Origin of the sequence: Streptomyces sp. NPDC057743 (assembly GCF_042798755.1) — a bacterium.
In the GTDB taxonomy this organism is placed as follows: Bacteria; Actinomycetota; Actinomycetes; order Streptomycetales; family Streptomycetaceae; genus Streptomyces.
In genome coordinates this window covers 135,032-148,368 of record NZ_JBHVJX010000018.1, presented here as the reverse complement: position 1 = coordinate 148,368, position 13,337 = coordinate 135,032, and the positions used below count along the sequence as shown (strand labels likewise).

At 72.8% G+C, this 13,337-nt stretch carries 12 protein-coding genes and 1 riboswitch; of the genes, 9 read left to right on the top strand and 3 right to left on the bottom strand.

All coding sequences use genetic code 11. The features are described from left to right. Positions 1-211: 211 nt before the first annotated feature. Positions 212-991 carry a hypothetical protein gene (locus tag ACFVFQ_RS22055; protein WP_383418609.1) on the bottom strand — a complete coding sequence of 260 codons (780 nt, stop codon included), beginning with the start codon at positions 989-991 and terminating at the stop codon, positions 212-214. Positions 992-1,146: 155 nt separating this feature from the next. Next, positions 1,147-1,316: riboswitch (M-box (ykoK) riboswitch) on the top strand. Positions 1,317-1,612: 296 nt separating this feature from the next. Here ACFVFQ_RS22055 and ACFVFQ_RS22050 point away from each other — a divergent pair. The 3 genes from ACFVFQ_RS22050 to ACFVFQ_RS22040 all read left to right on the top strand — a co-directional run bounded on the left by ACFVFQ_RS22050 (position 1,613) and on the right by ACFVFQ_RS22040 (position 4,944). After that, positions 1,613-3,280, top strand: coding sequence for an NRAMP family divalent metal transporter (locus ACFVFQ_RS22050; RefSeq protein ID WP_383418607.1), 1,668 nt, complete (start codon positions 1,613-1,615; stop codon positions 3,278-3,280). A 61-nt stretch (positions 3,281-3,341) separates the two neighbouring features. Then, positions 3,342-4,076: an MgtC/SapB family protein gene (locus tag ACFVFQ_RS22045; protein ID WP_383418605.1), complete on the top strand. Its 735-nt coding sequence runs from the start codon at positions 3,342-3,344 to the stop codon at positions 4,074-4,076. 220 nt (positions 4,077-4,296) lie between these two features. Continuing rightward, entirely contained in the window at positions 4,297-4,944 is a 648-nt protein-coding gene (locus ACFVFQ_RS22040; protein ID WP_383418603.1) for a TetR/AcrR family transcriptional regulator, read from the top strand. A gap of 276 nt (positions 4,945-5,220) precedes the next feature. Here the strand turns inward: ACFVFQ_RS22040 and ACFVFQ_RS22035 are convergent, their stop codons facing one another. Then, on the bottom strand, positions 5,221-6,015 hold the full coding sequence (locus ACFVFQ_RS22035) for a DUF6214 family protein (protein WP_383418601.1): 795 nt from the start codon (positions 6,013-6,015) through the stop codon (positions 5,221-5,223). 139 nt (positions 6,016-6,154) lie between these two features. Between ACFVFQ_RS22035 and ACFVFQ_RS22030 the strand changes: the two genes are divergently transcribed. After that, entirely contained in the window at positions 6,155-7,528 is a 1,374-nt protein-coding gene (locus ACFVFQ_RS22030) for an FAD-dependent oxidoreductase (RefSeq protein WP_383418598.1), read from the top strand. A gap of 119 nt (positions 7,529-7,647) precedes the next feature. Here the strand turns inward: ACFVFQ_RS22030 and ACFVFQ_RS22025 are convergent, their stop codons facing one another. After that, the gene (locus tag ACFVFQ_RS22025) at positions 7,648-8,022 is read right to left on the bottom strand and encodes an ArsR/SmtB family transcription factor (protein ID WP_383418596.1); all 375 of its coding nucleotides are present in this window, start codon (positions 8,020-8,022) and stop codon (positions 7,648-7,650) included. A gap of 195 nt (positions 8,023-8,217) precedes the next feature. On the opposite strand from ACFVFQ_RS22025, the gene ACFVFQ_RS22020 reads away from it, so the two are divergent. The 5 genes from ACFVFQ_RS22020 (at position 8,218) to ACFVFQ_RS22000 (ending at position 13,270) form a co-directional block, all read left to right on the top strand. Next, the gene (locus tag ACFVFQ_RS22020; RefSeq protein WP_383418594.1) at positions 8,218-9,321 is read left to right on the top strand and encodes an NADH:flavin oxidoreductase/NADH oxidase; all 1,104 of its coding nucleotides are present in this window, start codon (positions 8,218-8,220) and stop codon (positions 9,319-9,321) included. Positions 9,322-9,412: 91 nt separating this feature from the next. Then, on the top strand, positions 9,413-10,498 hold the full coding sequence (locus ACFVFQ_RS22015; RefSeq protein ID WP_383418592.1) for a WD40/YVTN/BNR-like repeat-containing protein: 1,086 nt from the start codon (positions 9,413-9,415) through the stop codon (positions 10,496-10,498). A 55-nt stretch (positions 10,499-10,553) separates the two neighbouring features. Beyond that, the gene (locus ACFVFQ_RS22010; protein WP_383418590.1) at positions 10,554-11,231 is read left to right on the top strand and encodes a uracil-DNA glycosylase; all 678 of its coding nucleotides are present in this window, start codon (positions 10,554-10,556) and stop codon (positions 11,229-11,231) included. Between the two features lie 40 nt (positions 11,232-11,271). Beyond that, entirely contained in the window at positions 11,272-12,243 is a 972-nt protein-coding gene (locus ACFVFQ_RS22005; RefSeq protein WP_383418589.1) for a phospholipid scramblase-related protein, read from the top strand. Then, a complete protein-coding gene (locus ACFVFQ_RS22000; RefSeq protein ID WP_383418587.1) occupies positions 12,230-13,270 on the top strand; it encodes an N-acetylglucosamine kinase in 1,041 nt (346 codons plus the stop codon). The genes ACFVFQ_RS22005 and ACFVFQ_RS22000 overlap by 14 nt, the downstream gene beginning before the upstream one ends. Positions 13,271-13,337: the final 67 nt, after the last annotated feature.

Below are 13,337 nucleotides of genomic sequence, written 5' to 3'. Positions count from 1 at the left end.
CGAGGCAAAACCGCAGGTCAGAGACCTGTCACCGATTGGTCACGGCCCGCGCAGTCAAGACTCCGCCAAACATTTGCCTCTTCACGCAGATGTTCATCGGCTTCTCATGACGGTCTCATCCCCCCGTCATGACGTCGCCATACCCTCGCAACGCGAGCTTCACACGCACCGGGTCGCACCTTTTTCGTCGCCAACGGCGCCTGACGGCACGTCACTTGAGGATGTTCACCGCGCGGGCCACCACGAGCACGACGGTCAGCAGCGAGACCGCCGACTGCAACAGCATCAGCAGCTTCGCCCAACGGGTCAGCGGCATCACGTCGGTTGGGCTGAACGCGGTGGCGTTGGTGAAGGACAGGTACAGGTAGTCGGCGAACTGCGGCTCCCAGTGCTCCGGAGCCAGCGCCGGCGTCGCCATCTGCGGGAAGAGGAAGTCGGGGTAGCGGCGCACCGCGTGGACCCTGGCGACCGGCCCGCCGCGGTCCCACTCCCAGTACCAGAGCGCGAAGGCGAGGACGTTGGTGAGCCAGATGGCGCCGCCGGTGGCCAGCAGCGGCCCGGCGTCCTCGCCCTCCGTGCCGCGCACCAGGCCGATCACCAGATGCACCGCGGACCAGCCGTTCGCCGTGCTGATCAGCGCGATCAGCGCCAGCCCCGCCCACCGGTAGAGCCGGGAGACCCGCTCGATGCGGACCGGGTCGGCCGCCACCAGCACGAGCAGCAGCGCCGCCTCCAACCCCGGCAAGAGCCACGTCGGATGGATCGCCAGCCGCTCCGGCAGCCGCCACTGGAGCACCACCGCCACCAGCACCGCCAGCGTCGACGGCCAGCGGGGTTCGCCGCGGGTGACCCGTCGCCAGGCCGGCCGCAGCCGCCGCCCGGCCTCGTCCAGTCCCGTCACCGCCGGCGCCAACAGCGCCTCGATGCGGTCCAGTCGCTCGGCCGGGGTGCCGTGGTCGCCCGCCTCGTCGGGCCGGGGGTGCTCGGACATGCGGCTCATGCTCACCCGGGAGCCGGGCGGTGTCCAGCGGCTCGACCGGCACGGCGGGGCCCAAAGGTGGCCGCAGGGTTAAGAGTCGGTCAAAAACTTGCACATCTGCGCAAGTAACTCCGTCGACGGGTCTAGACTCCTAGAGGTTTTGACAGCGGTCACCTCGTTCGGTGAGGCGTCGTCACGGACACAGGCCACTGATCCCACCCGTCGAGAGACGCTCCGGATCAGGACAGGTCTCCCCGGCACAAGGGGTGACCCCAGGTGGCTGCCCCGCAGGGGCTACGCCGTGACGTGCCAAAGCTCTGACGAGTGGGGGTGAACCAGTCGACGGCGACTGGTCCGCTCCTTACCGGATCGACGACGGCGCACCCAGGCGCCCCGACCGGAAGGAGGCGAGAGACATGGAATGCAGTAGTCCGGGCCATCAACGGCCCCTGCTCCGCCTGCCCTCGCATTCTTCCGGCACGCGGTAACCACCTTCCCTGCGCGGCCTCCCGCCGCAGCACGCCCCGTACGGCCCGCCGCCGGAACGGGAGGTCGCGCTGCGCGCCCGCGCAGGGAGGATGGCTGCGGCGTGCCCCCAACTCCGCCCCCTCAAGGGGGACTTGGGAGGTAGCCATGACCGAGACCACCATCCGCCCCACGGCCCCCGCCGCGCCCCCGACGGCGCCGGCCTCCGCCGTCCTCGACGACGCGCACATCGGCGACATCCGCGGCGCGCTCGGCACCATCCGGCACGACGACACCGCCCCGCGGCGGGGCCTGTCCGCCAAGCTCAAGACGCTGCTCGCGATAGTCGGCCCCGGTCTGATCGTGATGGTCGGCGACAACGACGCCGGCGCCTTCGCCACCTACGGCCAGGCCGGCCAGAACTACGGCACCCACCTGCTGTGGACCCTGCTCCTGCTCATTCCCGTCCTCTACGTCAACCAGGAGATGGTGCTCCGACTCGGCGCCGTCACCGGAGTCGGGCACGCCCGCCTGATCCTGGAGCGGTTCGGGAAGTTCTGGGGCGCGTTCTCCGTCATCGACCTGTTCCTGCTCAACGCCCTCACCCTGGTCACGGAGTTCATCGGCATCACCCTGGCCGCCGGCTACCTGGGCCTGCCGAAGGTCGGCGCGGTGCTGCTTGCCGCCGCCATCATCATCGCCTCCGCGTTCACCGGATCGTTCCGGCGGTTCGAGCGGATCGCCATCGGGCTCTGCGCGGCCTCGCTGCTGCTCGTCCCGCTCTACTTCATGGTCCACCCGTCCACCGGCCAGATGGCCCACGACTTCGTCGTCCCCCATCTCCCCGGCGGCCCCGGCCAGTTGTCCACCGTCATGCTGCTGATCATCGGCATCGTCGGCACCACCGTCGCCCCCTGGCAGCTCTTCTTCCAGCAGTCCTACGTCATCGACAAGCGCATCACCCCGCGCTTCATGTCGTACGAGAAGGCCGACCTGTGGATCGGCATCGCCGTCGTGGTGATCGGCGCCGCCGCCCTGATGGGGTGCACCGCCGCCGCCTTCGCCGGCACCCATGGCGTCGGCGCGTTCACCGACACCGCCGGCATCGCGCACGGACTGGCCGCGCACGCCGGCAAGTTGGCCGGGGTCCTCTTCGCCATCGCCCTGCTCGACGCCTCGATCATCGGCGCCTTCGCCGTCTCCCTGTCCACCGCCTACGCCATCGGCGACGTCTTCGGCATCAAGCACTCCCTGCACCGCGGCGTCGGCGGCGCCAAGGGCTTCTACGCCGTCTACGCCGGCCTGGTCGCCGCGGCCGCCGCCATCGTGCTGATCCCCGGCTCCCCGCTCGGCCTGCTCACCGAGGGCGTGCAGACGCTGGCCGGGGTGCTGCTGCCGTCCGCTTCGGTCTTCCTGCTCCTGCTGTGCAACGACCGCACGGTGCTCGGCCCTTGGGTCAACGGCCCCCGCACCAACGCCTTCACGGCCGCCGTCGTCGGCGTGCTGGTCACCCTGTCGGTCATCCTCACCGCCGCCGTGCTCTTCCCGGACATCGACGCCTCCGCCATCCTCGGCATCATGGCCGGCTGCGGCGCGGCCGGGGTGCTGGCGCTGGGGTACGCGGAGGTGCGGCGCCGCCGCAAGGGCTGGGCGCTGGGCGGCCGGCCGGTGGACCGCACCGGCCGCGACGACTGGCGGATGCCGCCGCTGGAGACCCTGCCCCGGCCGATCCTCTCCACCGGCCACAAGGTCGGCCTGACCGCCCTGCGGACCTACCTGCTGGTCGCCATGGTCCTGGTGATCCTCAAGGTCGTCGAAGTGGCCCTCGGCCACTGACCGTTCGGCCGCCCGTCACCCCCGGCCCCCGCACCCCACCAGCCCCGAAGGAGGCGCTGCCATGCGCACCCTGTCCCTCATCGACTTCGTGGTCCGGCTCGCCACCGGCGTGGCCTGCGGGGCGCTCATCGGTGTCGAGCGCCAGTGGCGCGCCCGCATGGCGGGGCTGCGCACCAACGCGCTGGTCGCCGCCGGCGCCACCCTCTTCGTCCTCTACAGCACGGCCGTCGGCGACTCCGGCAGCCCGACCCGGGTCGCCTCGTACGTCGTCTCCGGCATCGGCTTCCTCGGCGGCGGCGTGATCCTCCGCAACGGCGCGGGGGTCCGCGGGCTGAACACCGCCGCCACCCTGTGGTGTTCCGCCGCGGTCGGCGTGCTGGCCGCCTCGGGACGGCTCGAACTCGCCGCCATCGGCACCCTCGCCGTCCTCGGTGTCCACCTCGTCCTGCGCCCGGCCGGCCGGCTGCTGGACCGGGCGCCGGCCGCCGGCTCCGACCCCGACGAGGCGGTGCACGCCACCGTGCACGTGGTCTGCGAGCGCCGGGCCGAGACGCACATCCGCGCCCTGCTGCTCCAGGCGCTCAGCGCCTGTGACCTGACCCCCATCAGCCTGCGGGCCAGCCGCGACACCGAGGACACCACCGGCATCCGCGCCACCGCCGCCGTCTCCGGCAACCTCGCCCAGGCACTGGAACAGGTCATCGCCCGCCTCTCCCTGGAGCCGGACATCCGCGACCTGCACTGGCACCTCGACGACCCCGAGGTCGCCGCCCCCGCCCAACGCGCCCTGGCCTGACCGCTCCCCCGCCCCACCACCACAAAGGGCCGGAACGCCCGCCGCACCACTGCCAACCACGCAGTGCACCACGGCCGTTCCGGCCCTCACGCTTCCCGATTCGGACGATCCCCCGCGTCGCCCGAATCAGGCAGCTCAGCCGGATTCGCCCCCCTACGGGCGGGCGTCCGGCCTGTGCTGAGTATATTGGCTCTCAGCCAGTCAACGCAGGAGTTACAGCATGTCCCCCCGCAGCGCATCGGTCAATGAAGAATTGCGACGGCGCTCCCGCGAGCGACTGTTGCAGGCGACGGTCGAGCTGGTACGGGAGCGCGGTTACGAGGCGACCACGCTCGGCGACATCGCGCAGCGCGCGGGGGCGGCCCGCGGCCTGATCTCGTACTACTTCCCCAGCAAGCACCAGTTGTTGCAGTCGGCCGTGCATCGGCTGATGCACCGCACCCTCCAGGCCGCGCTGGAGCGCGAACCGCGACCGACCGGGCCGGACGCCGGGCGGGAACTGCTGTCCCGGGCGATCGACGCGATCCTGGGGCTGGCGCACGACGAACCGCTGCTGATGCGGACGCACATGGCCGGAATCCTGACCGCCTCGGGCTTCATCCAGTGCCCCGAGCAGCAGCGGCTGGCCCAGTTGCTGCGCGAGACGGTGGTGGCCTACGGGTCGGCGGATCCGGATGCCGACTACCCGATGCTGCGGGCGTTGTTGATGGGTTCGGTGGTGCCGATGCTGCTCCAGGGAGCGCAGATGCCCCGGGTCCGGCTCCGCGCCGAGCTGTTCCAACGGTACGGACTGGACTGGGAGATGGGCGCACCACCGGGCGAACGCCCCCCTGAGGGGTCGACGACACGGGGACACCCCGACGCGTAACGCGGGGCGATCCAAGCAGCCCCGGGCAGATCCACACTGTGTGGTGAGGCAGCCGTGCAGTGGTGCAGGGGCGCGAACGGACGGGAATCCAGGGCCGGTTACCTCGCCGCGCCTAGGGCGCTTCTGACGGATCTCCGTGGAGGAAGGAGCGGCGTCTGGTGCGTGCGATCGCAAGGCGCCGGGATGGCTTCATAGCGGAGCTATGGGGGCATTTCGGCAACGCCGCGAGCGTGCGTGCCAGACGCCGCGACGCCGCGGAGATCCGTCAGAAGCGCCCTAGCGCTTGTTGTGGCGCGGCGTCAGCAGTCCGGCGTCGCGGGCGCCGGCGATCAGCCGCAGCGCCCGGCGGCGGTTCCGGCCGGTGGCGTTCATGACGGCGAGGACGGGGTCCTGGCCTTCCTGTTGGGCCGCGCGGTAGGCGGCCGCCGCGATCTTGCGCCGTTCGCCGGCGCGCGAGCGCACGAGGACGGTGGAGCGGGCCGCGGCGTCCGGTTCCCGGCCCGGGGTGCCGTCCGCTTCTGACGTGCCGTCGGCGGCAGTTGCCGCCCCGGACGGTGCGTCGGCGACCGCCTCGACCGGCGCGCCGGTCGCCGCCCCACCCCCCGCGCCGGCCCGTGGGTCCGCGCCCGCGCCGCAGAGTGCGCCCTCGCCGTGGACGACCTCGTCCGCCGGGTGCGGCGGATGCGGGTGCGCCTCCCGGGGGCGGGTGGGACTGTCGGCGCCCTCCGGTGCGGCAGGGGCCTCGGGGGCGGGCGCGGACTTCGGTGGGCGGCCGGTGGCGGCGCGGCAGGCGTCGTCGAGCGGGCCCTCGATCCAGTGGGCGAGGGCGGACAGGGCGTCCAGTGTCAGGGGCGGGTCGGCGCGGACGTCCTCGACGGTGAGGTGGTCGCCGGCGGCGGTCACCAGGACGTCGATCCGGGCACCGTGGGGGAAGGTCAGGCGGGCGCTGAACCAGGGGCCGAGTTCGGACGCGGCCGAACCGTGCGCCTGAAGCTCCCAGTCGGGCCACTCCGATGCCCCGCCCTGCGCTTTATATCGGTGGTTATCGGTATAAAACTCACTTTCCGACACAAACAAAAACCTAGCCCCCAGCTCACCCGGCCAAGGGGCGCGGCACGCTCATCCCACCGGGAGCAACCCCGATAGCGCAGCTCTCCCGCCGCACGCTCCCGGGTGCGATCCTGGGGGTACTCCGCGGAAGGGGCCACCCGTGCTTCGTGTCGCTGTGATCGGTTCCGGACCGAGCGGTGTCTACACCGCCCAGACCCTGGTCGGGCAGGAGGCCGTCCCGGACCTCGACGTCTACGTCCTGGACCGGCTGCCATGTCCATACGGACTGGTGCGGTACGGCGTGGCGCCCGACCACGAGAAGATCAAGTCGCTGCAGAACAACCTGCGGACGGTGTTGGAGCATCCCCGGGTGCACTTCCTGGGCAATGTGGAGGTGGGCGAGGGCGGGGTGGGGCTCGCGCAGTTGCGGGAGATGTTCCATGCGGTGGTGTTCTGCGTGGGCGCCGCCACGGACCGACATCTGAACGTCCCCGGGGAGGAGTTGCCCGGTAGCCATCCGGCCACCGACTTCGTCGCCTGGTACAGCGCGCACCCGGACGCGGCGGCCGACGCCTTCCACCTGACGGCGCGTTCGGCGGTGGTGATCGGGGTGGGGAACGTCGCGGTGGACGTGGCGCGGATGTTGTCCCGGGGCGCCGCCGAGCTGGCCGCGACCGACATGCCGCAGGAGGCGCTCGGGGCGCTGGCCGACAGTGCGGTCGAGGACGTGTGGATGGTGGGGCGGCGGGGGCCGTCGCAGGCCAAGTTCACCACCAAGGAGTTGCGGGAGCTGGGGGCGTTGCCCGGCACCCAAGTGGTGGTCCGACCCGAGGAGTTGGCGCTGGATCCGGGGTACCGGGATCCCGGTGCGCTGCCGGCCCCGGCGCGGCGCAACGTGGAGGTGCTGCGCGACTGGGCCGAGCGGCCGGTGGAGCGCGCGGCCGGGACGGGGCGGGTGCGCCGGATCCATCTGCGGTTCTTCCTGCGGCCGGTGGAGATCCTCGGCGATCCGGCGTCCGGGGTGCGGGCGGTGCGGTTCGAGCGGACCGCGCCCGACGGGCGGGGCGGGGTCATGGGGACCGGCGAACACGAGGAGATCGCGGGGCAGTTGGTGCTGCGGTCGGTGGGCTACCGGGGGCTGCCGCAGCAGGGGCTGCCGTTCGACGAGGCGACCGGGACGGTGCCGCACGCGGGCGGACGGGTCCTGAAGGACGGGGCGCCGTACCCGGGCGTGTATGTGGCGGGGTGGATCAAGCGCGGCCCCACGGGGGTGATCGGCACCAACCGGCCGTGCGCCAAGGAGACCGCGACCTCGTTGCTGGCGGACGCGGCGGCGCTGGCGCGACGGCAGGTGGCCACCGATCCGGTGGCGGCGCTGGAGCGGGCCGGGGCGCGGCCGGTGCCCTGGCGCGGCTGGTTGGCCATCGAGGCGGCGGAGGCCGAGCGGGGACGCGGGCTGGGGCGCGGCACGGTCAAACTCGCCGACTGGGACGGGCTGTTGCGGGCGGCGCGGTCGACGATGGTGGGGCACTAGGGCCCGTCCCAGGGGTCGGGGTCGGGGTCGTGTGGGCCCCAGTCGGGGCGGGCGCGGGCCCGTTCCGTGCGCTTCGCTTCAGCGCACTCCTCTTCAGCTCTCTTCAGCGTGCTTCGCTTTCAGTGCGCTTCGCTGAGGCGGCGGTCCTGGAGGCCGGCCGCGCGCAGGACGCCGTCGATCAGGCCGGGGAAGAGCGCGTCGAGGTCGTCCCGGCGCAGGCCGTTCATCTTGGCGGTGCCGCGGTAGACCTGCTGGATCACGCCGTGTTCGCGGAGCACCCGGTAGTGGTGCGTACAGGTCGACTTGCTGACCGGGAGCTCGATGTCCGCGCAGTTCAACTCGTCGTCGGCGGCGGCCAGCACGCAGACGATGCGCAGCCGCATGGGGTCGGCGAGCGCGTGCAGCACCTGGGCGAGCCGGATCTCCTCGCGGGACGGGTGGGGCAGCGACCGGGCGCCCGAGGCGGTCCCGGCGGCGGGCGTTTCGGGCGACATGACCGCTCCTGTCCTGCGAATCCAGTGGGCTGTGGCGCGCCTGCCCCGGCGTTCCCGGGTGGCGGCGACCTTTACCAGCCCATTGTACGAGGGCCATCGTAGTTTGACATCTGCCGTACTACGACGCCTATCGTATGAGCGGGGCCCGGTCGGGTCCCGCCCCGCCGTTCCGTCGTCCAGGTACAGGAGCCTGCCGTGAGCGCACTCTTCGAGCCCCTCAACCTCCGCGCGCTGACCATCCCCAACCGCCTCTGGATGGCGCCGATGTGCCAGTACTCGGCGGCCCCCGAGGGGCCGGAGCAGGGCGCGCCCGGTGACTGGCACTTCCAGCACCTTGTGGCCCGGGCGGCGGGCGGCACCGGCCTGATCCTCGCGGAGGCGACCGCGGTCAGCCCGGAGGGCCGGATCAGCCCCTACGACCTCGGGCTGTGGAACGACACCCAGACCGCCGCGTTCCGCCGGATCACCGATGCGATCAAGGCCCAGAACAGCGTCCCCGGCATCCAGATCGCGCACGCCGGCCGCAAGGCGTCCACCGAGCGGCCCTGGGTGGATCGCGGCGCCCCGATCCGGCCCGGCGAGGGGTACGGCTGGCAGCCGGTCGCCCCGAGCCCGCTGGCGTTCGACGAGGGCCACGCCGCCCCCACCGAGCTGTCCACGGAGCAGCTCGCCACGATCGTCGAGGAGTTCGCGGCGACCGCGCGCCGGGCGCTGGACGCCGGCTTCCAGGTCGTCGAGATCCACGGTGCGCACGGCTACCTGATCAACGAGTTCCTCTCTCCGTTCACCAACCACCGCACCGACGCCTACGGCGGCTCCTACGAGAACCGCACCCGGCTGGCGCTGGAGATCGTGGACGCCGTGCGCGCGGTCTGGCCCGACGAACTCCCGCTGTTCTTCCGGATCTCGGCGACCGACTGGCTCAGCGAGGACGACGGCGACGACCGTGTGGGCTGGACCGCCGACGACACCGTGCGGTTCGCCCGCGACCTCAAGGAGCACGGCGTCGATCTGCTGGACACCTCCTCGGGCGGCAACGCCCCGGACGCGCGGATCGCGGTGGGTCCCGGCTACCAGGTGCCGTTCGCGGAGCGGGTCAAGAAGGAGGCCGGCCTCGCGGTGGGCGCCGTCGGCCTGATCACCGAGGCCCAGCAGGCCGAGAAGATCGTCGCGGACGGCCAGGCCGACGCGGTGCTGCTCGGCCGCGAGCTGCTGCGCTCGCCCAGCTTCGCCCAGCACGCCGCCCGCGAACTCGGCGCCGACGTCCACGTGCCGCCGCAGTACCACCGGGCCGTCTGACCTGCGCCAACACCGTTCGGGACGGCCGTTGTCAGTGGTCGGGTGCACACTGACGACATCTGAGACAACGGCGTCCCGGAGGTGTTCCGGCATGACAGACGTACTCCTCGCGGTGGGCACCCGCAAAGGGCTGTTCATCGGCCGCCGACGGCGCGGCACCTGGCAGTTGAGCGGAGCGCACTTCCCCGCGCAGGCGGTGTACTCCCTCGCGATCGACACCCGCGGTGCCCGGCCCCGGCTGCTGGCCGGCGCCGACAGCGCGCACTGGGGGCCGTCGGTCTTCCACTCCGACGACCTGGGCGAGACCTGGCACGAGCCCGCCCGCCCACCGGTCAAGTACCCGAAGGACACCGGGACTTCGCTGGAGCGGGTGTGGCAGCTGCACCCCGCGGGCCCCGCGGCGCCGGAGGTGGTCTACGCCGGCACCGAGCCCGGCGGCCTGTTCCGCTCCGAGGACCGCGGCGAGACCTTCGAGCTGGTCCGCGCGCTGTGGGAGCACCCCAGCCGGGAGAAGTGGGTGCCCGGTGGCGGTGGGTTGGCCGTGCACACCGTGGTCACCGATCCGCGGGACGCCGCCGCGGTGACGGTCGCGGTCTCCGCGGCCGGGGTGTTCCGCACCCGCGACGGCGGCGCCAGTTGGGCCCCGTCCAACGAGGGCGTCAAGGCGGTCTTCCTGCCCGACCAGCACCCCGAGTTCGGCCAGTGCGTCCACAAGATCGCGCAGGACGCGGCCGACCGCGACCGGCTCTACCTCCAAAACCACTGGGGCGTCTACCGCTCGGACGACTCCGGGGCGAGCTGGACGGACATCGGCGGCGGTCTGCCCTCGGACTTCGGCTTCGCGGTGGCCACGCACCCCCGAAGAGGCCAGGTCGCCTACCTCTTCCCGATCACCGCCGACATCGACCGGGTGCCGGCCGAGCACCGCTGCCGGGTCTTCCGCACCTGTGACGCCGGCGCGAGCTGGGAGCCGCTGTCCGCCGGGCTGCCCGAGGAGGACCACTACGGCACGGTGCTGCGGGACGCCCTCTCCGTTGACGACGCCGACCCCGCGGGGGTGTATTTCGGCAATCGCAACGGCGAGGTCTACGCCAGCGCCGACGACGGCGACAGCTGGCGGCAGCTCGCCCGCCACCTGCCGGATGTGCTCTGCGTACGGGCGGCGGCGGTGGCATGAGGGGCGGGTGGCCGGGAATTGAAGGGGAGCCGGCGTCGGCCAGTAGGGTGATCCCGTGGCTGCACGACCTCTCCAAGACATCGTCGAACCAGGCTGGGCCAAGGCACTTGAGCCGGTCGCCGGGCAGATCGCCGCGATGGGCGACTTCCTGCGGGCGGAGATCGCCGCCGGCCGGACCTACCTCCCGGCCGGCAACAACGTCCTGCGGGCCTTCCAACAACCCTTCGATGAGGTGCGGGTGCTCATCGTCGGTCAGGACCCCTACCCCACGCCGGGGCACGCGGTCGGGCTGAGCTTCTCGGTGGCGCCGGACGTCCGTCCGCTGCCCGGAAGCCTGGAGAACATCTTCCGCGAGATGCACTCCGACCTCGGGCTCCCCCGGCCCTCCAACGGCGACCTCACCCCGTGGACCCGGCAGGGCGTGCTGCTGCTGAACAGAGCGCTGACCACCGCACCGCGCAAACCCGCAGCCCACCGCGGCAAGGGCTGGGAGCAGGTCACCGAGCAGGCCATCCGTGCCCTGGTGGCGCGCGGCGGCCCGCTGGTGGCGGTGCTGTGGGGGCGCGATGCGCGCAACCTGCGGCCGCTGCTGGGCAATCTGCCGTCCGTCGAGTCCGCGCACCCCTCCCCCATGTCCGCCGACCGCGGCTTCTTCGGGTCGCGCCCGTTCAGCCGGGTCAACGACCTCCTCGTCCGGCAGGGCGCCCAGCCGGTGGACTGGCGACTGCCCTGAGCCGGACCGCCGTCCAGAGCCGGGCGATAGTGTTCCCGGCATGACGCAGACGAACATCCCTGCGGGTTGGTACGCCGACCCGCAGGGCACTCCCCACCAACTCCGCTGGTGGGACGGCTCCCAGTGGACCGCGCACACCCACCCCGGCCAGCAGGCACACTCCCAGGAGCAGGCCGGGCAACCGGCCCAGCCGCACCCTGCGCAGCAACCGCAGCAGCAGATGCCCCAGCAGTACCCGCCGCAGCAGCAACCCGCCCCGGCCCAGGCCCCGTACGGCCAGCAGCCCGGCGGCGCCCCCTACGGCCAGCCCGGCCCGTACGGCGCCGAGGCGCTCCATCAGGCGCGGCAGCAGGCCGGCATCCAGCACCAGGTGCAGCAGCAGGCCGGAGTGGCGCCGGCCGGGGCGGGCGGCGGCAGCCTGTTCACCGAGCCGGTGCTGGTGGTCAACCAGAAGGCCAAGCTCATCGAGGTGAGCAACGAGTACGCGGTCTACGACCAGCACGGCAACACCCTCGGCTCGGTCGTGGAGATCGGCCAGAGCACCGCGAAGAAGATGCTCCGGGTGGTCTCCAGCCTGGACCAGTACATGACGCACCGGCTGGAGATCCGGGACGCCTACGGGCAGCCGCAGTTGACGCTCACCCGGCCCGCGAAGCTGATCAAGTCCAAGGTGCTGGTGGCGCGTCCGGACGGCCAGCCGGTCGGCGAGATCGTCCAGCAGAACGCCATCGGGAAGATCAACTTCGCGATGTTGGTCAACGGTCAGCAGGTCGGCGCCATCAAGGCGGAGAACTGGCGGGCCTGGAACTTCGCCATCGTCGACCACACCGACACCGAGGTCGCCCGGATCACCAAGACCTGGGAGGGGCTGGCCAAGACGATGTTCACCACCGCGGACAACTACGTGTTGCAGATCCACCGGCAGCTGCCCGACCCGCTGCTGAGCCTGGTGGTGGCCACCGCGCTGACCGTCGACACCGCCCTCAAGCAGGACGCCCGTGGCCTCGGCTGAGTCCGCGGACCCGGCGGCCGAGGCGTTCGTCCTCGGGGTGGACTCGGGCGGCTCGGGGCTGCGGATCGCGGTGGGCCGCGCCGGCGCCGACGGGGCCAGGCCGGCGGCGACGGTCACCTCCCGGGAGCCGGTCCGCACCGGCCCGGCCGGCATCGACGCCGGCCATCTGCTGGACCAACTCCTGCCGGCCGGCGAGAAGTTGGCGCGCGAGGTGGGCGCGGACCGGTTCGACGCGGTGTGCGTCGGCGCCGCCGGGATGGGCATCCTCGGCGACGACCTGCGCGCCCGGCTGCCGGACGCCCTCGCCGCCGCCTTCGGGGTCCGTCGCCTCGCGCTCGCCACGGACGCCGTCACCGCCTATGTCGGGGCGCTCGGCCAGCGGCCCGGGGCGGTGGTCGCCGCGGGCACCGGCCTGGTCGCGTTGGGCACCGACCTGACGCCGGCGGGCGGTTGGCGCCGGGCCGACGGCTGGGGGCATCTGCTGGGCGACTGCGGCAGCGGCGCCTGGATCGGGCGGGCCGGGCTGGAGGCCGCGCTGCGCGCGCACGACGGGCGGCCCGGCGGTTCGCCGGCGCTGCTGGCCCGCGCGCAGGCCGCGTTCGGGCCGGTCGCCGGGCTGCCCGGCGCGCTCTACCCGCGCCCCGACCGGCCCGCCGTACTGGCCGCGTTCGCCCCCGAGGTCGCGCGCTGCGCCGCCGGGGACGCGGTCGCCGCCGGCGTCCTGGCCGATGCCGCGCGCCATATCGCCGACTCCGCCGCCGCGGTGTGCCCGCCCGGCCCGGACGCCGTGGTCGCGCTCACCGGCGGGCTGTTGCACCTGGGCGCCCCGCTGCTGTCGCCGCTCCATACGGCGCTCGCCGAACGGCTGCCCCAAGCCCGCCTCGAACCGGCCGCCGGCAGCCCGTTGGACGGGGCGCTGGCGCTCGCCGCGGCGCTCGCCGCGGACCGCCTGGTGCTGCCCGTCGAGGGGAAGTTGTTGCAGATCACAGGGCATGTGACGGGTCCGTCGCCACGACGCGCGGGATAAAACGGGACGGATACCTCGCGGCGGAACCCTCCCTCCGCGGCCGGGCATGCCGAGGCGTTAGCATGCG